Genomic DNA, 23,274 nt, shown 5'->3' on the forward strand with positions numbered 1-23,274 from the left:
GCACCCCAGCGCCAGGGGCCGTGCCCGGGCCCGGTGCGCTCCGCCGTCGGGCGGGTGTGTTGACCGCTAGGCCTGCGGCACCCGCCGCACCGGTGCCCGCCCGGCGGGCTGGTGCACCGGCTCCACCTCGGGAACCGCCGGCACCGCCATCCGGACCGGCTCACCGGAACGCACCTGCACGGGCTCGCCGTGGTGGGTAGTGGTCAGCTCCTCGCCCTGGACCAGCTCATAGCCGGCCGTGACCTGCCCCTCGGTGCGGGTGATGTCGACCGCGAGCACTGCCTCGCCGATCCGGACATGGAACCGGAGCCGGTTCAGCTCGGCCGGCAGCCGCGGAGCGAACGTGAGGGTGCCACCGTGATCGCGCATCCCGCCGAATCCGGCCACCGCCACCAGCCAGGCACCACCCATCGCCGCGATGTGCAGGCCGTCGTCCACGTTCCCGTGCAGATCGCCCAGGTCCACCAGCGCGCCTTCGGCCCAGTAGTCGTACGCCAGCTGCAGGTGCCCGGTCTCTGCCGCGAGGATCGCCTGGGTGGTGGCCGACAGTGAGGAGTCCCGCACGGTGCGGGCCTCGTAGTAGGCGAAGTTCTTGGCCTTCTGCTCATCGGTGAACACGTCACCACGCAGGTGCATCGCCATCACCAGGTCGGCCTGCTTGATCACCTGCTTGCGGTAGATCTGGAAGTACGGGTAGTTCAGCAGCAGCGGGTAGTGCTCGGCCGCGGTGCGTGCGAAGTCCCACTCGTCCTGGGCGGTGAAGTCCTCGGACTGTGCGTGCACGCCGAGGTACTCGTCGAACGGGAGGATCATCGCATCGGCCGCGTCCCGCCAGGCCGACCGTTCCTCAGCGGTGACGCCGAGCCTGACCTCCTTCGCCGGATAGCGCCCGCAGGCCGCATCCGCCGCGCGCAGGTTGGCCTGAGCCATCGCGTTCGTGTACACGTTGTCGTCCACGATCGCGGTGTACTCGTCCGGTCCGGTGACGCCGTCGATGTGGAAGGACCCGTCGTCGTAGTGGCCCAGGCTGATCCACAGCCGCGCGGTCTCCACCAGGATCTCGGTACCGACCTCGGTGTCGAACTGGGCGTCCCCGCTGGCGGCCACGTATCGGGAGACCGCGTCGGCGATCGCCGAGTTCACATGGAACGCCGCCGTACCTGCGGGCCAGTACCCGGAGCACTCCTTGCCGGTGATCGTCCGCCACGGGAACGCCGCCCCCGCCAGGCCGAGCTCGGTGGCCCGGTCGCGCGCCTGCGGCAAAGTGTCCATCCGCCACGCCAGGTGGTCCCGGGCCGCGGAGGGGGCGGTGTAGGTGAGCATCGGCAGCGCGAACGCCTCGGCGTCCCAGAAGGTGTGTCCGTCATAGCCCACACCGCTGAGGCCCTTGGCAGCGATGCCCTGACCCTCGGAACGGGCCGCGCACTGCAGCACGTGGAACATGGACACCCGCAGCGCCTGCTGCATCCCCGGGTCGCCCTCGATCTGCACGTCAGCGCTGGACCAGAACTCGTCCAGGTAGGCACGCTGCTGCTCGAGCAGCTCGTCCCAGCCGATCAGCTTGCCGACGGCGAGGGCGGCCTCCACCTGGTCCCGCAGCGCGGGGGAGGAGCGCCGGTGGGACCAGCCGTAGGCGAGGTACTTCACCAGCCGCAGCTTCTGTCCCCGCGGGATCTGCGCGGTCACGGTGAACCGGGCCAGGTCCCCGTTCGACTCGATCGTGGTGTTCGCCCCCGGCGGCACCTCGAGCACGTGGTCCATCCCGGCAGCCATCCGCAGCTTGGACCGGCGGGTGCGGTGCATCAGCACCGCCTGCTGTCCGCGGGCCGCCGAGGCCTCCGACTTCAGCGGCCGCTCCAGCACGGCGGCATCGCGCGGGTCCGAGGACGGGCTGCCGGCCTGCTCGTTGGCGAGCAGGTCCGAGTACAGCGCCACGTAGACATCGTCCTCGAGCGGTTCCACCTCGTAGCTGATCGCGGCCAGCGACCGGTGCACCAGGGAGACCAGCCGGCGGGAGGTGACCCGGACCGGGGTGCCGCTCGGGGAGACCCACTCGGTGTACCGGTCCAGGGTGCCGCTGCGCAGGTCCAGGGTGCGCTCGTGCTCGAGCGTGTGCCCGTAGCGCAGGTCGAACGGGGAGTCGCCGACGAACAGTCGGATGATCTTCCCGTCGGTCACGTTCACCACGGTCTCGCCGGACTCCGGGAAGCCGTAACCGGCCTCGGCGTGCGGGAGCGGACGCTGCTCGTAGAACCCGTTGATGTAGGTGCCGGGCACCGCCCGGGGTTCACCCTCCTCGAGAGTGCCGCGCAGGCCGATGTGCCCGTTCGCGAGGGTGAACAGCGACTCGCTCGCTGCCAGCTCGCCCAGCGACAAGCCGTTCCGGACGAGCTTCCAGGGGTGGATCTCGTAGCCGCGGCGGTGATCGGCGTACTCGGTGGTATCGCCGCTCTCGCCGCTGGTGTGCTGACCGTGACCGTTGCTCACTGGTCCTCCTCGGGGTTGGCGGCGGGTTCGTCGTGGTCTGCCGGAGGTCCGGGCACGCCGGTCGGTGGGCGGGAGAGCGTGGAACCGACCTGGTCGCTGAGCAGGTCGGCGAGGTCGGTCACCACGACGTCCGCGCCGGCCGCCGCCAGCGCCTCGGCATGGTCGAGCCGGTCCACGCCGATCACGTACCCGAACGCTCCGGCGTGGCCGGCCTGCACCCCGGCGATCGCGTCCTCGATCACCACGGCCGCGCTCGGGTCCACACCGAGCTCTGCCGCGCCGGCCAAGAAGGTGTCCGGCGCGGGCTTACCGGGCAGGTTGTGCTCAGCGGCGACGACGCCGTCGATCCGAGCGTCGAACTCCGCCGCCAGGCCCGCGGACTCGACCACGGCCTGGCCGTTGGCGGAGGCGGTGACGATCGCCGTGGCCAGGCCCGCTTCCCGGACTGCGGCCAGGTAACGCACCGTGCCGGGGAACGTCTCCACCCCGTCCTCGGCGAGGATTCGCTGCACGTCGGCGTTCTTCCGGTTCCCGATCCCACAGATCGTGTCCGCTTCCGGCGGGTCCTGGGGGGTGCCCTCCGGGCGGCTGATCCCCCGGGACTGCAGGAAGGTGCGGACGCCGTCGTAGCGGCGGCGGCCGTCCACGTGCGCCGCGTAGTCGGCGCTGGTGAACGCGGCTTGGCCGAGGTCGGCCAGGATCGCATCGAAGGTGTGCTTCCACGCGGCGAAGTGCAGCGAGGCGGTCTGGGTGATCACGCCGTCGAGGTCGAACAGGCAAGCCCGGATCGACGGCGGAAGGCCGAGAGCGCGCAGGGCGTTCGGGGTGGGCGAGATCATGGGCACGACGCTAGTCCCCCAGGGGTGTGGGCAGTCAAAAGCGGTGCGCGCGTCGTCGATCGGTGTTGAGAGACACGATCAACACGTGTAGCATATGGTCAACACGAGTTGAACGAAGGGGTTTGGCCGATGCGAGTCATTCTGGACACCGATATGGCGATGGGCGCTCCGGGATCGGAGATCGACGACGGTTTCGCGCTCGCGCTGCTGCTTGCCGACGACGTCTTCCAGGTGGAGCTGGTCACCAGCGTGAACGGCAATATCGACGTCGAGTCCGGTACCTACCTGAGCCTGGAGCTGCTGCAGCGGCTGGGGCGGTCGGACATCCCGGTGGTGCGAGGAGCGGCTGCGCCGATGCTGGAACCAGAGAAGAGGCGCGGTGCGCCCGAAGCGGTGCGTACCGCCTTCGGACACCACCAGGCCACGCCGGGCTTCGCCGCGGCGGAGATCGCCCGGCGCGTGCTGGACGCCCCGGGTGAGATCACGATCGTGGCGATCGGACCGTTGACCAACGTGGCGCTGGCGATCGCGATGGAGCCTGCTGTGGCCCGGGCGGTCAAGGAGATCGTGGTGATGGGCGGGGTCTTCCTCGGTCACACCCAGGTCGCTGACATGCCGGGTGAGTTCAACTGGTGGGTCGACCCGCACGCGGCCCGTGCCGTGCTGCACAGCGGTGCGCCGGTCCGGCTGATCGGTCTGGATGTCACCACGCGGGTGCGGCTGACCCGTGAGCATGCCAGGCGGATGGCCGCGAGCGGGCGAGCCTTCGGGGCGTTCGCCGGTGACTGCACGATCGCGTGGTTGGACCGGTTGAGCCGGGATCGCCCGGCCGAGGTGGAAGGGGGCGACTCCTGCGCGATGCACGATCCGCTCGCCGTCGCCGCGCTCTCCCGGCCCGAGCTGCTGACCTGGCAGGACGCGCACGTCGACGTCCTCACTGCTGAACCCGCCGGCCGAGGGGTGGCCATCGCCGACCTGCAGTCCCGGACCGACGCCCCGGCCCCGAATGCCCAGATCGCCGTCGACGTCCAGGTCGAGGCCTTCATGGACTACTTCCTCGACCACATCGCCGCCTACTGAACGCCTGGCCACGCCCTGGCGGCCTCGCCCGGTCCTGACCGCCGTCGGGCTCGCGCCCTATTCCCGCCGACCCGTTCTACCCCAGCGGAACCCCCGCAATGACAGAGAAGTCAGGAAAGGACATGACCATGCGCCACCTACGCCCCGCAGCCGCCCTGATCGGCGTGGCTGCCCTCGCCCTCACCGCCGCCTGCTCCGGATCGGAGAGCTCCGGCGGGTCCGCTGAAGGCGGTGACTGGAGCATCCCCGACGAGGACCCCACGGCGACCGTGCAGGTGCTCGGCCACCAGGACACGGAGATCGTCCAGCCCGTCATCGACGCCTTCCACGAGGCCCATCCGGACATCACGATCGCCTACGAGTCGGTGCCGTTCGACCAGCTCAACTCGGTGCTGGACGCGCGGATCGGCAACCAGGACGGTAACCCGGACGTCTACTGGGCGGATCAGCCGCGGATCGCCGCGCTGTCCTCGCGTGGCTACACGGAGGACCTCACCGACCAGTTCGCCGAGCTCACCGACGCCTTCGACAGCGCTCCGCTGGAGTCGAGCTCGTTCGAGGACCGGCTCTGGTCGCTGCCGATCGCCAACTCCACCCAGCTGCTCTACTACAACGTGGACCTGCTCGAGCAGACCGGTGCCGAGCTGCCCTCTGCGAATCCGGAGGAGCGGATGACCTGGGAGGAGTTGCACGACCGCGCCCAGGAGGCCGTCGACGGTGGGGCCGAGAACGGATTCATGTTCGGTCAGATGCACCGGTACTACCAGCTCGAACCGCTGCCGGTGTCGATGGGTGGCTCCGCCGGAGGGACCGGGGAGGGCAACCTGACCCCGGACATCACCTCTGACGCCTGGGTGGACTCGATGGCCTTCTACCAGTCTCTGTTCACCGACGGGCTGCACCCCACGGGCGTCACCCCGGAGCAGTCCAGCGACGAGTTCCTCACCGGCAGCACCGCCTACATGGTGCAGGGCAACTGGCTGGTGCCCAGCCTCGCCGAAGCCGACTTCGAGTGGGGCGTGGCCGCTCATCCCTCCTTCGACGGTGGTGACCCCGTGACCCCGACCGGATCCTGGTCGCTGGCGATGAGCCCGTTCAGCGATGACAAGGAGGCAGCCGCCGTCTTCATGCGCTGGATGGCGATCGATGACGGCGGCGGTTACGCCCTGTTCCTCGAGGCACCCGAGCTGCCGGCCACCCCGGAGGGCAAGGAAGCGTACTTCGCCCGGGACATCTTCAGCTCGGATGCCGGTCAGGACGCCGCAGCGATCATCGACTACGAGACGGCGAACACCGGTGTGCCGCGGTTGCAGACCGTCGGCTATGTGGAGTTCGAGGAGATCCTCGGGCGGGCCTTCTCCGACATCGCCAACGGTGCCGATCCGGCGACCGCGCTGGCCTCGGCCACCGATGAACTGACCACCGCCTGGGCCAAGTACCAGTAGAACGAAGGCGAGCACTATGAGCGTGCAGGCTCGCGCCGCTGCCCGCACCCCGGCCACTCAGCGCCGGGGTGCGGGTGGCGGGCTCGGCCGGAGACGATCCCGGCGGCGCACCAAGGAGCTGTTCTGGGCGGCGGTGTTCCTCCTCCCGGCGCTGATCGCGATCGTCTCGATGCGGATCGCCCCGACGGTCAGCGCAGCCGTCTCGAGTCTCCACCAGGGGTTTCCTGGTGGTGTGCTGGCCGCCGAGTTCAGCGGTCTGGCGAACTACTCCGAGCTCTTCGGCAACGACATGTTCCGGGACACGGTCATCCGCACGATCGTCTTCAACGTGATCATCAACCCGTTGCAGGTAGCGATCGCGCTGATCATCTCCGTACTGCTGACCCGCAAGATCGTCGCCCCCAACCTGTGGCGGATGCTGGTGTTCGTGCCGGCCACGGTGCCGATCGTCGGCTCGTCGATCGTCTGGGGTATCGCCTTCCGCCAGGACGGCCCGATCAACGCGATCCTCGCTGCACTGGGCGGCAACCCGCAGCCGTTCCTCACCTCTCCGTCCCAGGCGATGGCCTCGATCATGGTGGTGATCTCCTGGATCGGGATCGGCTACTGGATGCTGTTCCTGGTCTCCGGGCTGCAGTCCATCCCGGACGAGTACCTGGAGGCAGCCAAGCTGGACCGTGCCGGTACGATCCGCACGTTCTTCTCCATCACCATCCCGCTGTTGAAGCGACCGCTGCTGTTCGTGCTGGTCGCCGACACGGTGGCGAACTTCGTCCTCTTCGTGCCGATCCAGATGCTCACCAACGGCGGACCGCAGAACAGCACCACGATGCAGATGTTCAACGCCTACCGGACCACCTACACCTACTCCAGCAAGAACCTCGGAGCGGCCGAGGTGATGATCCTGACGGTGATCATGCTGGCGTTCGTCGCGCTGCAGTTCCGCCTGCTCCGCGAGGACCGACCGACGAGGAGGAAGCGATGAGCGCCCCCGCATCACTGCGGCGCCGCAGCCGACTGGAGCGGCGCTCCCCGCTGCTGACCATCGGCGCGGTCCTCGTCGCGATGATCTTCATCCTGCCGGCGGTGTGGCTCCTGGTCGGTTCGCTGCGCCCCAGCGCGGAGATCTTCAGCTCGATCTCACCGCTGAGCTGGCGGATCCTCATCCCCAGCTCGGTGAGCCTGGACAACTACATCGCGTTGCTGACCGGGCCGTTCGGGCGAGCGATGGGGGTCTCGTTGCTGGTCTGCTTCCTCACCGTCGCCCTCGGACTGGTGATGAGTGCCACGGCTGCCTATGCGTTGGCGGTGCTGCAGTTTCCCGGTCGCTCGGTGGTGTTCGCGTTCGTGGTGATCAGCTTCATGGTGCCCTTCGACGCGATCGCGATCCCGCTGTCCCAGCTGTTCACCGGGTGGGGGCTGACGAACACCATCATGGGTCTGGTGCTGCCCGGGATCGGCAACGGTCTGGCGATCTTCAACCTGCGGCAGTACTTCCTGTCCATCCCGACCTCCTACCGGGAGGCGGCCACGATCGACGGGGCCTCGGAGCCTCGGGTGCTGGCCTCGGTGTACACCCCGCTGGGCGGCACCGCACTGGCGAACTCGGCGCTGCTGATCTTCCTCGGTCAGTGGACGGCCTACCTGTGGCCGCTCCTGGTGGTCTCCGAAGCGCGGCTCCAGGTGGCGCCCGTCGCACTCGCGCGCACGTTCGGGGAGCACGAGTTCAACTTCGGGGAGAACTTTGCCGGCGCAGTGCTCCTCTCACTGGTGCCGGCACTGACCATGTTCATCCTGCAGCGGTCGTTCGGCGGCCTGGCTCTGGCGACGGGAGAGAAGTGACGCGACGGTCGGGCAAGAGGGCGGCACCGGTGACGGTGATCGGCTCCGCCAATATCGACTATCTGGTGCGGGTGGAGAGTGCACCGGCACCCGGGCAGACCGTGCTCGCTGGCGGTCTGCGCAAGGCTCCGGGAGGGAAGGGCGCGAACCAGGCTGTGGCCGCGGCTCGACTCGGCGGCACCGTCGCGTTCGTCGGTTGCGTGGGCGACGATGACGACGGCGCGATGCTGCTGCGCGAGCTTCGCGCTGAAGGGGTGGACAGTGCCGACGTGGAGATCATCAGCAGGCAGAACACCGGTCTGGCGATCGTGGCGGTGGACCGGTTCGGCGAGAACTCCATCATCGTCGTGCCCGGGGCGAACTTCGCGCTCACCGAGACCCGGGTAGCGCGCGTGGTGCGGCGGGCCGAGCCGGAGTCGCTCGTGGTGCTGCAAGCAGAGATCGACCCCCGGATCATCAGGACGGCGGTGCGTACCGCTGGCCAGATCGGTGCGCGTGCGGTGCTGAACCTCGCCCCGTTCGTCCGGCTCCCGAGCGAGGTGCTCGCAGTGTGCGACCCGCTCGTGGTCAACGAGTCGGAGGCGAGCGCACTGCTCGAGGCGCCGGTGGACTCGGTGGACGCTGCCCGGAAGGGCGCGGAGAAGCTGCGTCGTGCGGTGCGGTCCGTGGTGATCACGTTGGGTGCACAGGGTGCGGTGTGGGCAGATGCCGACGGCGGAGGAACCGTGGTTGCACCCGTTCCAGCCGAGGTGGTGGACACCACGGGTGCGGGAGACGCCTTCGTGGGGGCGCTCGCCGTCCGTCTCGCCCAGGGCGCCGCACTCGCCGACGCGGTGGAGCTCGGGGTGGCGGCTGGTACGTTCGCCGTCACCCGCGAGGGGGCCCAGTCCTCCTATGCCATGGCCGCCGATCTGACCGCGGTGGGAGCCCCTCGCCTATCCGGGTGACGGCCACCGGGGGCATTGGTACGTTCAGGCCACGGGTGAGCGGGCGCGGCACGAGGGAGATGCGATGGCGGTGACACGTGCCGAGGTCGCGACCCTGGCCGGGGTGTCCCCGGCCGTGGTCTCGTACGTGATCAACGGCGGGCCGCGACCGGTGGCCGCCCAGACCCGGTTGCGGGTGGAAGCGGCGATCGACGAGCTGGGCTATCGGCCGAATCGTATTGCGGCTGCCCTGCGCGGTGGGATGACCCGGTCGATCGGGCTACTCACCCCCAGCCCGGGCAACCCGTTCTTCGCGGAGCTTTCCGAGGCGCTGGTGCGCGAGCTGTTCAACCGCGGCAACACGCTGTCCGTGGGCATCACCGACGACGACATCTCGCGGGAGCGGCTGTACCTGCGCTCCTTCGTCGACCGGCGGGTGGACGGGATCATCCTCACCTCCGCGCAGGCGGTCACCACCCTCAGGGAGCTGCAGGCACCAGAGCTCCCGGTGCTGGTGATGGACCGGGTGGGTCAGGACGATACGCCCACGTTCTCGCGGGTCCATGTGGACAATGCCCACGGCGCACGGCTGGCCACCGAACACCTGCAGGGACACGGGCATCGCGTGATCGGCTGCATCGCCGGTCCGTGGCCGGTGCCGCTGTCCGACGAGCGTGTACGCGGGTGGCGGGAGCAGCAGGAGCGTCACGGCGGAGATCATCGACCAGCGTTGGTGGAGCATGCGGAGTTCTCCGAATCCGGTGGGTACGCGGCCGCCTGGGCACTGCTGGGTCCGGACTCGCGGCGCGGTGCCTCCGGGGTGCCGATGCCGACCGCCCTGTTCGTCGCCTCCGACTCCCAGGCGCTCGGGGTGATCCTCGCCTGCCGGGACCGCGGTCTGCGAGTGCCGGAAGACATCGCGATCGTGAGCTTCGACGGCACTGCTTCCGGTCGGTACGCCAACCCACCGCTGACCAGTCTTCGCCAGCCGGTCGTGGACATGGCGCTGCTCGCCGTCGGGGCTTTGCTGGAGCGGATCCACGACCCGACGCTCGCGCCGATGCACGAGGCGCTGAAGGGAAACCTGGTGATCGGGCAGAGCTGCGGCTGTTCCACGCCGGTCGGCTAGCAGCATTCAGGATCGCCTGCCGGCCGCCGCCTGTCGATACCAACCACCCCACCGCCTCAGGCTGTGCGTGGGAGACTGAGACCGATGAGCGCGAGCAGGACCTCCGCAACCGGGGCGGAACCGGACTCGTTCGCTGACGTACGCGGCCGCTTCCCGGCGGTCGGGGAGCCGCCGCCTTCGGCGAACACGGTGCCACCTCGGGTGACCGGCCTGCACCGTGAACCGGTCCTGCGGCGTCTGGACCCGGTGGCGCAGGGCCACCTCGGACTGGTTGTCGCCCCGGCCGGTAGCGGTAAGACCACCCTGATGGCGCAGTGGGCGCGGGCCAGTGGTCTGCCGGTGGCCTGGTGCCGACTGGACTCGACCGCTGTGGCCGGGCGGCTGGTGGACTGGCTGTGGCCCGCGCTGAGCGTGCACCTGCGCGGCGACGTGGAACGACCGGCGAGCGTCGACGCGCTGGTGCGGGTGTTGCACGAGCGCTCTGGCGAGTTGCTCCTGGTGATCGACGATCTGCATGTCATCGCTGAGACGCCAGCGGCCCGGGAGCTGGAGCGGTTCGTCCTGCTCGGCCCCGGAGCCGTGAAGCTTCTCCTCGGCTCGCGCACGATGCCCGCGGTGAACTTGACCCGTTCCGAGCTGCCGCCGCTGGTGGTGCTCACCGGTGAGGACCTCCGGTTCCGCACGTGGGAGGTGGAGAAGCTCTTCCGCAACGTCTACCGTGCCCCACTACCGCCCTACGACGTTGCCGCGCTGACCCGGTACACGCAGGGGTGGGCGGCGGGTCTGCAGCTGTTCCATCTGTCCACAGTGGGGCACCAGGGCACCGCTCGGCGGCGTGCGGTGGACGCACTTGCCGGCCACTCCCGCTTCGCCCAGCACTACCTGTCCGCGCAGGTGCTCGCCACTCTGCCGGAGGCGACCCAGGACTTCCTGGTGCAGACCAGTGTGTTCGACGACCTCACCGCAGCCCGCTGCGACGAGCTGCTGGGGATCACCGGTTCGCAACGCATCCTGCGGGACCTGGTGGACCGGCAGGCACTGACCACCACGCTCGACGGCGGGGTGAGCTTTCACTACCACGACGTGCTCCGCCGTCACCTGGAGAGCGTGCTCCGCGAGGAGCTCGGTGCCCAGGCGACGCACGAGTGGTACCGCCGGGCCGCTGCCGTGCTGGAGGCGGAGCACGCGACGGTGGAGGCCCTGCGTGCCCGCGCCCGCGCCGAGGACTGGGAGGGTGTGCAGCGACTCCTGCGCGAGCACGGGCACCGGATCATGGCTGGGCCGACCTCGGCACACGGCGCAGGTACCTGGACCACCCTGCTCCCGGCCTGGCTGACCGAGACCGACCCCTGGTGTGCCCTCGCCGAGGCTCGCCGTCTGCTGAACGACGGGCAGCTGCGCGCCGCGGAGACTGTCGCCCGCCGAGCGCGGGAGCAGTTCACCGACGATGTCGGTCTGCGGGTCTGTGACCAGGTGATCGCGGATGTCTCCGTCTGGGTGGACACCACCCCACCGCCGCGGCCCACCTGGGTGCATCTGCTCCGGGCGGCGCTGCGCCGGGACCCGCTCGCTGCGGCGCGCCAGGCCCGCCGTCTCGACGGGCCGGGGGCGCGCCTCACCGAAGGGCTGGCGCTGTGGGTGGCCGGTAACCGGCGGCAGGCCTGGACGGTGCTGCGCTCGCTGGCCGCGTACGGTGACCCGGACGAACCGGCCCAGCTGGCCGCCCAGCTCGCTCTCGCCACGATCAGCGGAGTGGGCACCCGCCCGGTGGAGGACACGGTCGCCAACGTCGACGACATCGCGGCCGAAGCGAGCAGGCGTGGCTGGACCTGGATCGCGCGGATCGCCACCGGGCTGACCCTGGCGGTGGGCCCGCCCCGATCCCGGCAGGCGCTGGCCGAGGTGCTGGCCGAGCACGAGGCGCGCAGCGACCGGGTCGCCGCGGCGTTCATCTCGATGGCCGGTGCGATCGCCCAGGTGCGCGGGGACAGTGCGCGGGTGAGTGATCTGACCGCGGTGGCGCTGCGGCTGCGCGAGCTCGACTGCGGTTCGCTGGCGGTCTGGTGCGACGCGATCGCCTCGCTGAAGGCGGCGGCGCACGACCTTCCGGATGCGGAGCAGATGGCGCGGGCAGCTGAGGGCCAGGCTCGACGGGCGGCGGTGCCGGGGGCCGCCTGCTTCGCCTACTCCGCGCTCGTGCTCGTGGATACCGAGAATAGTGCGGAGGAGCTGACGCTCGCCCGGTCCACGGCGATCGAGATCGGGCTGGCGATCCGCCCCTGGGAGTGGTTCCCGGCCCACCAGTCCGCGCGCAGCAGGCCGGCCGAGCGCCCGGCGGCGGGGCTCGCGGCGGCCGAGCGCCCGCCAGCTGCCAGCGCGGCGCCCCCGTCGCCGCCGGAGCACCCACCAGCCCCGAGCACAGCCGCAGCCGCCACCACCCCGTCATCCGCCACCCCGGGTGCGGATACCCCGGGTGCGGCCACCCCGTCATCGGCCACCCCGGGTGCGGACACTCCGATGACCGACACGCCTCCGGCCGGGATCCCGGCCGCCCCCAGCCCATCATCACCGGGCACCGGCGTTCGGGTGGACCTGCGCTGCTTCGGCGGATTCGAGCTGCGCGTGCACGGCCGGTCGGTGGACCTGTCCGGGGTCCGGCCGCGGGTGCGGGCCCTGCTGAAGTTCCTCGGCATCCACGCCGGCCACCCCGTGCACCGTGAGCTGATCACCGATGCGCTCTGGGGCGAGCTGGACGCCGAGGCGGGGATGCGGTCGTTCCAGGTGAGCCTGTCCCAGTTGCGCGCCGTGCTGGAACCGGGCGTTCCGGGCCGGCGCAGCCGGATCATCCAACGGGTCGGTGAGGCCTACCGGCTCAACCTCTCCCCGGACTCCCGCAGCGATGTGTTCGAGTTCGAGGTCGCACTGGGCGAGGCGAAGGTTGCGCGCCTGGACCGGGATCAGGATCGGGTGCGGCAGGCGCTCACCCGCGCGCTCGACGCCTACCAGGGGGACCTGTTCTCGGAGGAAGGGGCCCCGGCCTGGGTGCTCACCCCACGGGAACGGCTGCGGGCTGGTGCCGCCGAGGCGGCCGCACAGCTGGCCGAGCTGGAGTTCCGCGCCGAGCGCTGGACTGCCGCGGTCTCCGCCGCCCAGCGCAGCATCGACATCGACCCCTACCGGGACGACGCGTGGCGCGCGCAGGTCGCGGCGTTGCGGCGAGCCGGTGAGCCCGCCGCCGCGCAGCGGGCGCTGCGCGCTTACCGTGCGGTGCTCGCCGAGCTCGGGGTGGACTCGGAGCTCACCGGCCTCTGAACTCCACCTCGGCGACCGCCACATGGACATCGTCGGTCGCGCCGTAGGCGCTCAAGATCGTCATCCGCACCGAGACCACGTCACTGGTCGGTAGGGAGATCGGCTGCGGTTCGCCGGTGTCCACCACGTCGACATCGTGGATCTGCTCCGCGCCGTCGGCAGTGGTCACGGTCAACCGCACCCGGCTCGGCCGTGCTTCCAGCAGCCGCGTCTCATCCGCGGTGGACGCTCCGGCGGTGAGCAGCACTGTGACCAGGCGGAACGGTTCGTCGAACTCGAACTGCAACCACTCGCCGGCACCGTCGCCGGTGGCCTCCGGGGCCCAGGACCGGTCCGAGATGCCGTCGCGCGCCAGGTCCGGGCCGCGGTCGCTCGCCGAGCTGGACGCGGTCACCTCTGCCGGGTTCACCGGATCGTTGCCGGCCACCCGGTCCAGCACCGCGTGGTACCCGGTGCCCAGCTCGTCCCGGAAGTAGTAGCCGCCACCACCGAGCAGGGCCAGGACCACTAGGAGGACCACCGTCTTCGTGGGGAACCGGCGCCGTCGCCGCCGCTTCGGCCGCGTGCCCGCCTTCGGGCCGTCCCGGCGTGCTCGACGCCGATCGCGCCAGCGGCGCCACCAGCCTCCGCGGCCCTGAGTGGGCGCATCGGCCAGGCTCGCCCCGCAGCGGCGGCAGAAGTTGCGGTGCGGTGCGTTGCCGGCACCGCAGGCCCCGCAGATCAGATCGCCGGGGGCGGGCGAAGGTTCGTCCTTCTCGGCCGGGGGGACGTGCCGGCGTGGTCGGGCGGCGGCCGGCTGAACCGGGCCGGGCACTGCCGCCGCGGGCTTGATCGCTGCCGGCTTCACGGGTTTCACCGACGGCTTCACCGGCCCAACCCCCGCCGGTGTCTCGGCGGTGGCTGCGGCGGTTGGGGGCGGTGTTCCGGTCGTCGGGGGGTGGTCGACGGCGGTTCTCGCCCGGGTCGCCCGGGTCGCCCGGGTGGCCCGGGTCGGCGGCACACTCTCGACGGCGGTGGGCGCCTCAGGGGTGTTTCGCACCTCGGTCGCCGGCTCGCCCGCCTCCTGCACCGCTGCCTGTGGCGCGGGTTCGGCCGCTTGGGCCGCCGCCGGTCGCGGCGGGGGTTCGGCCCCTTGCTCCACCGCCTGCGGCGCCGGCTCGACCACACGCTCAGGTGCGGGCTCGGCCTGGGTGAGCTCCGCCGTCGTGCTGGAGCTGGAGCTGGACGCGGCCTCGACCCCGTGCTCCTCCCACTCCAGGTAGGTGCCGCAGGCACCACAGAACAGTTCACCGTCCTCGTTCCGGACGCCGCAGTCCGGGCAGGTCTGCATCAGTCGTTCACCACCCTGATCCGGTGGGTCACATGTGCCGGCTTCACCGCGGTCACCACAGCGTCCAACCGGGCTTCGTCCACGCTCGTCCCGGGCCTCGGGCGCACCCGCACGGTCACTCGCGGCCGGGCCCGGCCCGGCAGGGCACCGCCGGGCTCCGCCGACCAGGCGTCTCCGCCGTTATCGGTCACCTCGACCTCGCCGTCGACGATGAGCCGCACTGCCCCGGCGATCCCGGCCGTCGTACCCCGCCGGGCATGCACCGCCACCGCACCGGCCACGATCTCCCGGCGCTGGGCCACCGTCCACGCCTCATCCACCTCGATACCCACCCACTGTGCGAGCCAGTCGAGAAAGTCCGTTGGCGCGAGCTGAGGGTCCACATAGGCGCCCAACCCGTCCAGGCTGAGGAAGAGCGGCGCCAACGCTTCGTCGAAGGCACCCAGGAACCTGCCCAGGAATTCGTCCTCCTGGAGCACACCCGGTAACCGGTGCGCCACCGGGAACGGGCTCGGCTGCCCGGCGATCACGCCTCGCATCATCGGCCCCCACTCGCGCGCACCTGGTGCTGGTAGGAGAACACCAGCCCGCTCGCATCCAGATCGATCCGGGTGGTCGGCTCGCCGCGTTTGCCGGTGATCGGGTCGGCGCCGAACAGCTTCACGTCCTCGATCAGCTCCAGACCGGTCAGTTGCTGCAGCACGGCATAGACCTCACCGGCCTGCACCGGCCGGCCGAACGGCCACCCGGCGTGATCCGGCCCGCCAGTGATCGGGTCGAAGTAGGCGTTCAGCGCCTCCAGTGCCTGCCGTTCCAGCCGCTCCGCATTCGCGCGCGGGCGGGCCGCGATCCGGGCCACCACGGTCACTCCTTGGTAGAACGGTGGCTCCACCAGCAGCCGGGCACCCACCGGGCGGCGCTCGCCCAAGTAGTCGGTGATCCGCTGCAGCGCCCGCTCCGAGGGCAGCAGGTCCTCCAGCCGCAGCCGGCCCTGGGCATCCGGCACCGCCGCCGGCACTACCAGCAGTCGCACCCCGCCAGCGTCCTCAGCGGACTCGGCCACCACGCACCGGACCCGGGCGATCCCGGGCGCCGCCCGGCGGGCGAGCACCTCGTAGTCCTCGGCGGTGACCGCCCGATCCAGTGTGCGCAGCGAGATCGGCCCACGCACCATTGCCTGCTGCACCGTCTCCGGGGCGCGCCCGCCCAGACCGGCCCGTCGGTTCACCACCCGGTCCACCAACGGCACCAGGTCGCGCATCACCGTCACCGCCCGCGGTGCCACGTTTCCCGCCGGGCCACCGCCGGTGCGGTAGGAGCGCACCCGCAGGGGCGCGCCCTTGGCCGGGACGGCGCCGTAGTGACGCAGCGTGCCGTCGGCCTCTCGTACCGCCGGCGGCAGGATGAGCTGCCCGATGGCCCGGTCCAGCCGGAACACCGTGGACTCCGGCAGGCTGCCGGCGAACGTCTCCACCTCCGCCCACTCCTGCCAGCCGTCACCGGCGGCCACCTCCAGCACCACCCCGCCGCCGGCGGTCACCGGGGCGTGCGCCAGCGTGAACACCTGCCCCGGGATGCCCTCGGAGAGGCCGAGCACCTCCTCGGTCACCGTGCGGGCGTGCCCGGCGGGCACTGTGCCGCCCATGGTCACCGCGCTGGCCGCACTGATCGTGGGGGAGACGCTGTAGAACGGGAACCCGGGGTCCGGCTCGATCACCCGGCAGCGCAACCAACCGGCCCGCTCGCCGCCGATCACCGAGGTCTCATGCTCGGCCGGCACGTGCAGCAGCACGTCCCCGGACCGGTTCAGCCCACCGGTGCCGTCATGGTCCACCTCACAACTGCGCCAGCCACCCTCGCACCACGCCTCCCAGCGCAGTGGGGGGAACCGTGGGTCCACGCCCTTGCCCTCCACCTGGGCATCCACGTGCACCGAGACGATGCAGCCCGGTGCGGCATCGTCCAGCCCCACCAGGAGGACGTCTCCGGGGACCGGTGGGCTGGTGAACACCGAGAACCGGTCGCCATCGCGGAGCTCGCTGCTGCGGTTGGTGGGCTCGCCGTCGTTCGGTTGGGTGGCGGTGTGCAGGAGCTCACGTGGCGGCACCACCAGATCCCGGAGCGTGGCAAAGACCACCGGGTCCTCATCCTCCTGCCGCGGTGTGCACGCCTGCGAGGCGGCAGGTACCCGCACGTCCTCGGTCTGCGGGGCGGACAGCCAGTAGGTCAGGTCCACCGTGGCGGCAGCCGGCGGGTGCAACTGCACCCCGATCAGGTCGAGGAAGGTGAGGTAGAGCCGGTCCGGTACCCGGTTCAGCCGGTAGGACAGCTCGTCCACCATGTGCGCGAACGTCTCCACCAAGGTCACCCCCGGGTCGGAGACGTTGTGGTCGCTCCATTCCGGGCAGGACACCTGGATGTAGCGCTTGGCGTCATCCACCAGGTCCTGGAAGCGCCGGTCGTCGAGGTCGGGGGCGGGCAGCATCGTCAGGCGCCTTCCTCATGGTCGGGGATCACGTAGAACGGGAAGACGAGGTTGCGCGGGTCGTTGGTGCCGCGCACCGCGTAGGCGATGTCGATGTAGAGCAGACCGGAGTCCACCTCGTCGAAGCGCACGGTGACTGACGCGAGCTCGATCCGTGGCTCCCAGCGCTCCAGGGCCACCCGTACCGCGTAGGCGATGTCCCCGGCGGTGGAGGCATCCGCCGGGGCGAACACGAAGTGGTGCACCCCGCAGCCGAACTCCGGGCGCATCGGCCGCTCGCCCGGTGCAGTGGCCAGGATCAGCCGGATGCTCTGCTCGATCTCGGCATCGCCCGAGGCCAGGGCGATCGCTCCGGTGCGGCTGGTGCGCACCGGGAACGTCCAGCCCGAGCCGATGAAGTCCGAGGTCATCTGCCGCTCCCTAGTTGATGTTCACGAGGGCACCGCGCACGGTGACCGGGCCGGAGGCGCTGAGCTCGGCCGAGGCCTTGCCCTTGACCGCAGCCACCGTCCCCTCGAGGGACGTGTTGCCGTTCGCCTTGACACTCGCGTTCGCCTGCGCCTCCAGGTCCGCATTCGCCTTCGCGGCGATCTTCACGTTCACCCCGCTGAGCTTCAGGTCGCCCTTCGCGGCGATCTCCACGATCTGGCCCGCGAGCTTGATGTCCTGCTGTGCGGTGATGCTGATCGTTCCTTGGGAGACGATCTCGATCCCGCCGTTGGGCGCCTGGATGATGGTGATCCGCTCTTTACTGTCCTTGTTGCGCACGTTCAGCTTCGTGCCGGAAGCGTCCTCGAGCACCTCCACGCTCATCCCGGTGCGGGAGGTGAAGCCGCGGCGGATCACCTTCCCGGTGCCGTCGACGTGCTTGTCGAACGCCGGTAGGGGTAGGTCCTTGCCGTTGTAGACGCCGCCGAGCACGTACGGCGACTCCACCCCGGTACCACCGAATGCCACCAGCACCTCGTCGCCCACCTCCGGCAGCAGCACCGTGCCGCGCTGTGCCCCCGCACCGGCCTGCACCACCCGGGCCCACCAGCTCTCCTCCGTGTCGGACAGGGTGGGCAGCTTGACCTTGACCCGGCCCTGGTTGTCCGGATCCTTGAGGTTGGTGACCAGGGCGGGCAGCATCCCGCGGGTGGCCGGCGGCGCCTCGATCGCTCCGGTCAGCACGCCGTAGGTGGACCGGTCTGCGGCATGTGCCACGGTGACGTCCGTGACGTAGCCGGCGATCTCGTCGAAGCGGTGCCGAGCGGCGGAGAGCACGTACTTCCCGTCGAACTTCTTGCCTGCACCCTTGAGGGTGATTGCCGCGCCGGCGAACAGCTTTGCGTTCCCGCGCACCCGCGCCTCCAGCTCGGCGAACCCGCCCGCCCTGCTGCTCATCCGGGACTCGGCCCGTGCTTGGACCGCCTTGATCTCGCTCTGCCCGGGAACGCTGATCACCTCGGCCGCTCGACCCGTGGCGAGTGCCTTCGGGGTGCTGGTCACCGAGGCGCTGGTGGAGTCGGCCTTGGCCGAGTGTGCGATGAACCGCTTCTCCTTCGGGCTCCAGCCGCGGGCCTCCACCTCCGGCACCTGGTCGCTGTCGGTGATGGTGCTGCGCAGGCCGAGCACCTGCTTGCCCACCTCGAGCACCAGCGGGTCGCCGGTGGCGGTGGGGGCACTCGAGGCCGTCGGCGGCATGCGCAGCTCGAGCGTCTTGCCCTTCATCGAGAGCACCGCACCGTGAGCGGTGGCCAGCCGGGTGACGAACTCCCAGTCGCTCACAGCGTCCTGGGTCAGCTGCGGATAGACCGGCCCGATCTGGTCCACCTGGCAGGCCACACCCACGCTCCCGGCGATCGCGTTGACGATGTCGGAGATCTTCTGGTCCACGTAGGTGGCCATCTTCGCCCCGCCCTGCAGCTTGCGCCGCGCGTCCAGGGCGCGCACCACGGTCGTCATGCCGCGGGAGTCGATCTCCCGCTCCAGGCTGGTGACGGTCGCCTCGATCAACGGTTCCGGGGTGCCGGGCGTGGAGGAGCCCACGGCGAGCGAGACAGGCTTCCCGATCGCCAGGCCCGCACCCTCCAGCACGGCGTCCTCCGGATCGGAGAAGCGCAGCACCAGCAGACCCGGCAGGTGCACCGAGTCGTCCACGTACACCTCGGTGATCAGCGCGGCCCACTGCTCCGGCAGCACGGCACCGGCAACCTTGACCACCGGCCGGTAGAAGTACACCTCATCTGTGGGCACCGGCCACCTCCTGACCGCCGACGGCCGGCATCAGTTCCTCAGCGGCCGGCAGCAGCACCGTGCTGCCCACCCGGACCCGGAACGGGTCGTCGATGTCGTTCGCGCGGGCCACCTCCCGCCACAGCGACGCCGTCCCGTACTCGGCGTAGGCCAGCGCGGCGAGCGTGTCCCCCTCGGCCACCCGGTGCGCCCGCCGCGGCACCAGCCCGCCGGAGGTGGGATTCTGCCGCGGTGTGTTCCCGGAGAGCTCCGCCAGGGTGAGGGTCACCACCGCCCGGATCGGCAGCCCGCCGGAGCTGAACAGCGTGTACCGGGCGCTCACCTGGGATACGTAAGCGAGGAAGCTGGTGATCCCGCCCCAGCGGAACATCACCCAGGGTGGAGAGTCCCGGTTCTGGGAGTGGGAGGAGGAGGTCGGCACACAGCAGCCGAGCAGCACCTCCACCTTGGTCACCACCGAGTTGTCCTGGGTGTCCGAGGCATCCAGGAACAGCTCCAGGTCCAGCTGGGAGGGTTCGGGACCCTGGTACTGGGGAGGGCCGCTGCTCTCGTTGCCGGTGCCGGTGGCACGTGCCCACCGGGCTGCCTTGCCGAGGGTGAGCTCGGTGGGGTTGAACTGGAAGTCCACCCGGTCCAGCTCGCCGCCGGGCTGGGCGAGGGAGCCGTCCCGGGACGGCTCGTACAGCTGCAGGTAGGCCTTTTCGAACTTGGTAGGGGAGCGGCTCCCGCCGGTGGATGTGCTGACACTGTCGATCGCGACTGGCATGGCGGACCTCCTCAGGCTCCCTGTGCGGCGATGAACCCGTGGTGGGCGACCTCGAGAGTCTCGGTGGCCACCTGCGGGGAGTCCGGGTTGAACGAGGGACCGGACCAGCGCACCGGGACCACCCCGTCCAGCCCCCAGTCGGCGACCACGGTGGCGTCCGGCGTCATCGCCTTGATCGTGGCGGTGCTGCGGGAGTAGCCCTGGGTGATCGAGGTGATCCACTCGCCGATCTTGCTGGTGTCCCGGCCCAGTGGGCGGGTGAGCTTGACCGTGGGGTAGCTGATCCGGCTCGGGAATTGCCAGGTGAACTGGTTGTTGCCGCCTTCCTGCCGGGTCTCCAGCACCACTTCGCAGCCGAGGCCCTCGCAGCTGGAGAACGCGCCCAGGTTGCGGTTGTCGATGCTGACCACGAAGTGCAGCGTGACGGCGGTGTCGACCTCGGCCAGCATGGCCTACCTCCAGTCTCCGCGGCGGCCGCGGCGCTCACGGTCGAGCAGGAGCTCGTTGCGGATCCGGCGCATCATCGGGTCCAGCAGCTGCTGGGCCAGGGTGTCCAGCTCGGGCGGGCTGAGCTTCGCCGGAGTGGCAGATGGTGCTGGTTCCGTCGGCGGTACCGGCCCTGCGGAAGCTGCGGTCGGCGCGCTCGGTGGGTCGTCCGGCGGCGGTGGCTCCTGCGGGAGCGGGGTGGCCGGGCGTTGCGGGAGTGAGGTGGCCGGGCGTTGTGGGACCGGCGGTAGCGGGCGGTGGTTGCCGAGGAACCCGCGGGCGCGTTGGGCCACGACCGTCAGCGGCGGCCCGGTGTCGGGCGCGGGGTCGCTCGGGCTCTGGACCGGTGGCCTGGTCGGCGCGAGCAGCGCCGAGCCGGGGTGCTCGGTCGTCGCTGCGCTGAGCGAGCGTGCCAGGCTGGCGGTCGGGGTGCGTGGTGCAGGTGTCGACGACGGCGTTCCCCGGCTGGGCAGCCTCGGCGCACCGGGCGGCGAGGGGCGCGTGAGGTGGGAGGCACCCCGTGGTGAGGTGGCGAAGGCCGCGGTCAGTCGTCCGGCTGGCGGGCGCGCGGTACCCAGCAGTGCCGTGGTGGTGCCGTGCCGCTGGAGGGCAGCCGATGACGGGAGTAGCTCGGGACCGGACTCGAAGGTGCCGACCGGTAGCCCGAGATCGGGGCTGGTGCGGCCGGCAGGCGAGAGGCTGGCGGTCGGGAGGCTGGCGGTGGGCACAGCGGAGGGATCTGTCCCAGTGGCGGGCGCCCTGGACGGACGTGGCCCAACGGCGGGCGCGCTGGATGGACGTGACCCGGTGGCGGGTGCGCTGAATGGACGTGACCCGGTGGCGGGTGCGCTGGATGGACGTGACCCGACGGCTGGCCCGGTGGTCCCACGGCCGGCAGCGGAGGTCGCTCGTCCCGTTGCCACCGAGCCGGGTATCACTGAGCGTGATATCGGCGTCGACGCACCCCCGCGGGGGGCCGAGGGGGGCAGGGAACCCGTGGAGGTGGCGGGTGGCGCGGGCAGGGTGGGGGAGGTGGCCGTAGGGCCCGGGGACGGGACAGGCCCCCCGGGCCGTGGGAGAGGGCGAAGTGCCTCGGCCGCCTCCCCTGGCGGTCGCCGTTCGGCGGGAGGCTCGGGGTCAGCCGGCCCGGTGAGGCGAGCGGCAGTGGCGGCGCTCTGGGTAGCCCTGACCTGGAGTGCGGGGGTGTCGGCGGTGGGGCCGGTCGACAGAGTCGAAGAAGGACTCCCGGAATCCGCGCCGATGCCGAGAAGTGGCGCCGAGGAGGGTGAGGTTGGGCCGACGGCGCCAGTGGTGGTTGTGGCATGGGCAGGGTCCGGTCCGCTGGTTTCGGTCCCAGGAAGGGTCGACCGTTGTACCGGCATGTCGGCCGGCCGCGAGGGCACTGAAGCCACCGTTGAGGTGGATGGTGCCGGCGTGCTCTCGGTCTGCTGGTCGGCAAGAAGAGGAGCGTGTCTCGGGTCGGTGGTCGGGACGGCCCAGTCGGCAGTGCCGGAGCCGTCGGGCGCAGGCGGTTCGCCGACCGACGCTGCGCTTCCTGCGCGCCCCCCGCTTCCCGCTTTCCCTGCAGTCTCCGCGTTCCCGGTGCTCCTGGTGCTCCCGGTACTCCCCGTCTCGCCGGCCCCTCTCGTCTCGCCGGCCCCACCCGGCGGTGCGCCGGCTGCCCCGTCCGCGCTTGGGGACGCCGGCGGCACCGGGAGGGACGGCGCACGGTCCAGGGGGCCCGCCGCACCCGCCGCACCCGCCGCACCCGCCGCACCCGCCGCACCCGCCGCACCCGCCGCACCCGCCGCACCCGCCGTGTTCCTGGGGGCGCGATCGACCGGACGAGAGCTTGATGGTGAGCCGGTCGATCGGGGTGGGAGCGGCAGGGCGTGATGGGGCTGGCGCTGCACGATCGGCGCGCCCGGTCCTGGTCTGGTCTGGTGCGGTCCGGCCGACGAGAGCCGGGGCGACGGCTCCTGGTGCAGGTGGCCGGCCGGAGTCGTGGGCCCGCTTCCCGGAGCGGTCCCGGTTCCCCGGGCGACGCCGGGAACGACAGCACGGGGATCGTCAGGAGTGGCCGGGGCGGGGTGCACTGGGGTGAGCGCCGATGGTGCCGGGTCCAAGGGCGCCGAGCTGGCGGGCGGCGGGCCTGGCTGTGCGGCAGACGGGGAGGTGGCCGGGGCTGGTGGTGCGGATGCGGGCGTGCTCGATGGCTGCACTGACGTGCCGGGCTGCACCGATGGCCCTGTCTGTCCCGGCGGAATCCCAGACGCCGCTGAGGTGGGACCACCCGCCCTACGCGGCACCCCCTGCACTGACTGTCCCGGTGGCAGCGGGGCGCCAAGGCCGAGCCGGCGTTGAGCGGGCGCGGTCGACGGTCGCGGAGCACCGGAAGCCCCCACAGACCCTCCGCTACCCGGGCGCCCGCTACCCGGGCGCCCGCCATCTGCTCGCCCATTATCCGCGCGCCCGGACTCCCGGCCTCCGGTGCCCCTGGAGGGGCCCGGCCCTGCCCGACCGGCGCCCGGGGCTGGCTGCGGGCCCGCGCCCCACGTGCCGGAGTCACCGCCGCCGGACGCGCCCGGCGGCCGCGGGAGCGAGACCTCGGTGTACCCGGACAGCGCTGCCCGCTGGGCGATGACGTCGGCGATCGGTGCGGAGTACGACGTCACCGGTGCCGGTATCGGCTCCGCCGCTGGAGTTGCGGATGCGGCTGCTGGTGCGGAAGAGATACTCGGCCCGAGCACGGGCCTGGCACCTTCTTCCGGTGTGGCCGCCACGGAAGCACCGGACCCGGTCTGCCCCGGTCCGGATGAGGGTCGCAGCGCCGCCAGGTCCTCGGCACCACCGAGGGCGTAGTGCACCCCCGGGAGCTCAGTCGGCGTGGGCGCGGTGAGTAATGGGCC

General features: G+C 71.3%; 18 protein-coding genes. 8 read left to right on the plus strand and 10 right to left on the minus strand.

Annotation, left to right across the window (positions count from 1 at the left end; all coding sequences use genetic code 11):
• Positions 1 to 66 precede the first annotated feature (66 nt).
• Together FU260_RS01875 and FU260_RS01880 are read right to left on the minus strand one after the other, a co-directional pair.
• Positions 67 to 2,487, minus strand: a complete 2,421-nt coding sequence (locus tag FU260_RS01875; protein WP_147915523.1) for a glycoside hydrolase family 65 protein — start codon at positions 2,485 to 2,487, stop codon at positions 67 to 69.
• Complete coding sequence (locus tag FU260_RS01880) at positions 2,484 to 3,326, minus strand: beta-phosphoglucomutase family hydrolase (protein ID WP_147915524.1); 843 nt, start codon at positions 3,324 to 3,326, stop codon at positions 2,484 to 2,486. Before FU260_RS01880 ends, FU260_RS01875 begins: the two co-directional genes overlap by 4 nt.
• A gap of 129 nt (positions 3,327 to 3,455) precedes the next feature.
• Here FU260_RS01880 and FU260_RS01885 point away from each other — a divergent pair, with 129 nt between their 5' ends.
• The 7 genes from FU260_RS01885 (at position 3,456) to FU260_RS01915 (ending at position 13,060) form a co-directional block, all read left to right on the plus strand.
• Positions 3,456 to 4,406, plus strand: coding sequence for a nucleoside hydrolase (locus FU260_RS01885; protein ID WP_147915525.1), 951 nt, complete (start codon positions 3,456 to 3,458; stop codon positions 4,404 to 4,406).
• Positions 4,407 to 4,528: 122 nt separating this feature from the next.
• A complete protein-coding gene (locus FU260_RS01890; protein ID WP_235912146.1) occupies positions 4,529 to 5,851 on the plus strand; it encodes an ABC transporter substrate-binding protein in 1,323 nt (440 codons plus the stop codon).
• A 16-nt stretch (positions 5,852 to 5,867) separates the two neighbouring features.
• On the plus strand, positions 5,868 to 6,836 hold the full coding sequence (locus FU260_RS01895; protein ID WP_147915526.1) for a carbohydrate ABC transporter permease: 969 nt from the start codon (positions 5,868 to 5,870) through the stop codon (positions 6,834 to 6,836).
• Positions 6,833 to 7,693, plus strand: a complete 861-nt coding sequence (locus FU260_RS01900; protein ID WP_147915527.1) for a carbohydrate ABC transporter permease — start codon at positions 6,833 to 6,835, stop codon at positions 7,691 to 7,693. The genes FU260_RS01895 and FU260_RS01900 overlap by 4 nt, the downstream gene beginning before the upstream one ends.
• Positions 7,690 to 8,640, plus strand: coding sequence for a ribokinase (locus FU260_RS01905; protein ID WP_235912147.1), 951 nt, complete (start codon positions 7,690 to 7,692; stop codon positions 8,638 to 8,640). The genes FU260_RS01900 and FU260_RS01905 overlap by 4 nt, the downstream gene beginning before the upstream one ends.
• 64 nt (positions 8,641 to 8,704) lie before the next feature.
• A complete protein-coding gene (locus FU260_RS01910; RefSeq protein WP_147915528.1) occupies positions 8,705 to 9,748 on the plus strand; it encodes a LacI family DNA-binding transcriptional regulator in 1,044 nt (347 codons plus the stop codon).
• An 84-nt stretch (positions 9,749 to 9,832) separates the two neighbouring features.
• Positions 9,833 to 13,060, plus strand: a complete 3,228-nt coding sequence (locus FU260_RS01915; RefSeq protein WP_147915529.1) for an AfsR/SARP family transcriptional regulator — start codon at positions 9,833 to 9,835, stop codon at positions 13,058 to 13,060.
• On the opposite strand, the gene FU260_RS01920 is transcribed toward FU260_RS01915, so the two are convergent.
• The 8 genes from FU260_RS01920 to FU260_RS01955 are packed head-to-tail and all read right to left on the minus strand — an operon-like array spanning position 13,047 to position 21,093.
• Positions 13,047 to 14,390: a zinc ribbon domain-containing protein gene (locus tag FU260_RS01920; protein WP_147915530.1), complete on the minus strand. Its 1,344-nt coding sequence runs from the start codon at positions 14,388 to 14,390 to the stop codon at positions 13,047 to 13,049. The two genes, FU260_RS01915 and FU260_RS01920, sit on opposite strands and share 14 nt — an antisense overlap.
• Entirely contained in the window at positions 14,390 to 14,932 is a 543-nt protein-coding gene (locus FU260_RS01925; RefSeq protein WP_244951262.1) for a phage tail protein, read from the minus strand. Before FU260_RS01925 ends, FU260_RS01920 begins: the two co-directional genes overlap by 1 nt.
• Entirely contained in the window at positions 14,929 to 16,875 is a 1,947-nt protein-coding gene (locus tag FU260_RS01930) for a putative baseplate assembly protein (protein WP_147915531.1), read from the minus strand. Before FU260_RS01930 ends, FU260_RS01925 begins: the two co-directional genes overlap by 4 nt.
• A gap of 2 nt (positions 16,876 to 16,877) precedes the next feature.
• A complete protein-coding gene (locus FU260_RS01935) occupies positions 16,878 to 17,285 on the minus strand; it encodes a GPW/gp25 family protein (RefSeq protein ID WP_147915532.1) in 408 nt (135 codons plus the stop codon).
• A 10-nt stretch (positions 17,286 to 17,295) separates the two neighbouring features.
• On the minus strand, positions 17,296 to 19,113 hold the full coding sequence (locus FU260_RS01940; RefSeq protein WP_147915533.1) for a VgrG-related protein: 1,818 nt from the start codon (positions 19,111 to 19,113) through the stop codon (positions 17,296 to 17,298).
• Positions 19,100 to 19,879 carry a CIS tube protein gene (locus FU260_RS01945; RefSeq protein ID WP_147915534.1) on the minus strand — a complete coding sequence of 260 codons (780 nt, stop codon included), beginning with the start codon at positions 19,877 to 19,879 and terminating at the stop codon, positions 19,100 to 19,102. Before FU260_RS01945 ends, FU260_RS01940 begins: the two co-directional genes overlap by 14 nt.
• An 11-nt stretch (positions 19,880 to 19,890) precedes the next feature.
• Positions 19,891 to 20,328, minus strand: coding sequence for a phage tail protein (locus FU260_RS01950; RefSeq protein ID WP_147915535.1), 438 nt, complete (start codon positions 20,326 to 20,328; stop codon positions 19,891 to 19,893).
• 3 nt (positions 20,329 to 20,331) lie between these two features.
• The gene (locus FU260_RS01955) at positions 20,332 to 21,093 is read right to left on the minus strand and encodes a hypothetical protein (protein WP_147915536.1); all 762 of its coding nucleotides are present in this window, start codon (positions 21,091 to 21,093) and stop codon (positions 20,332 to 20,334) included.
• A 1,882-nt stretch (positions 21,094 to 22,975) separates the two neighbouring features.
• Here FU260_RS01955 and FU260_RS01965 point away from each other — a divergent pair.
• Positions 22,976 to 23,227, plus strand: coding sequence for a hypothetical protein (locus tag FU260_RS01965; RefSeq protein ID WP_147915537.1), 252 nt, complete (start codon positions 22,976 to 22,978; stop codon positions 23,225 to 23,227).
• The last annotated feature ends 47 nt before the right edge of the window (positions 23,228 to 23,274 follow it).

Origin of the sequence: Ruania zhangjianzhongii (assembly GCF_008000995.1) — a bacterium.
Classification (GTDB): domain Bacteria; phylum Actinomycetota; class Actinomycetes; order Actinomycetales; family Beutenbergiaceae; genus Ruania; species Ruania zhangjianzhongii.

Coding starts and splice junctions, on each gene's coding strand:
- FU260_RS01880 (WP_147915524.1), bottom strand. CDS start 3,326: ATGATCTCGCCCACCCCGAACGCCCTGCGCGCTCTCGGCCTTCCGCCG.
- FU260_RS01885 (WP_147915525.1), top strand. CDS start 3,456: ATGCGAGTCATTCTGGACACCGATATGGCGATGGGCGCTCCGGGATCG.
- FU260_RS01890 (WP_235912146.1), top strand. CDS start 4,529: ATGACCATGCGCCACCTACGCCCCGCAGCCGCCCTGATCGGCGTGGCT.
- FU260_RS01895 (WP_147915526.1), top strand. CDS start 5,868: ATGAGCGTGCAGGCTCGCGCCGCTGCCCGCACCCCGGCCACTCAGCGC.
- FU260_RS01900 (WP_147915527.1), top strand. CDS start 6,833: ATGAGCGCCCCCGCATCACTGCGGCGCCGCAGCCGACTGGAGCGGCGC.
- FU260_RS01910 (WP_147915528.1), top strand. CDS start 8,705: ATGGCGGTGACACGTGCCGAGGTCGCGACCCTGGCCGGGGTGTCCCCG.
- FU260_RS01915 (WP_147915529.1), top strand. CDS start 9,833: ATGAGCGCGAGCAGGACCTCCGCAACCGGGGCGGAACCGGACTCGTTC.
- FU260_RS01920 (WP_147915530.1), bottom strand. CDS start 14,390: ATGCAGACCTGCCCGGACTGCGGCGTCCGGAACGAGGACGGTGAACTG.
- FU260_RS01925 (WP_244951262.1), bottom strand. CDS start 14,932: ATGATGCGAGGCGTGATCGCCGGGCAGCCGAGCCCGTTCCCGGTGGCG.
- FU260_RS01930 (WP_147915531.1), bottom strand. CDS start 16,875: ATGCTGCCCGCCCCCGACCTCGACGACCGGCGCTTCCAGGACCTGGTG.
- FU260_RS01935 (WP_147915532.1), bottom strand. CDS start 17,285: ATGACCTCGGACTTCATCGGCTCGGGCTGGACGTTCCCGGTGCGCACC.
- FU260_RS01945 (WP_147915534.1), bottom strand. CDS start 19,879: ATGCCAGTCGCGATCGACAGTGTCAGCACATCCACCGGCGGGAGCCGC.
- FU260_RS01950 (WP_147915535.1), bottom strand. CDS start 20,328: ATGCTGGCCGAGGTCGACACCGCCGTCACGCTGCACTTCGTGGTCAGC.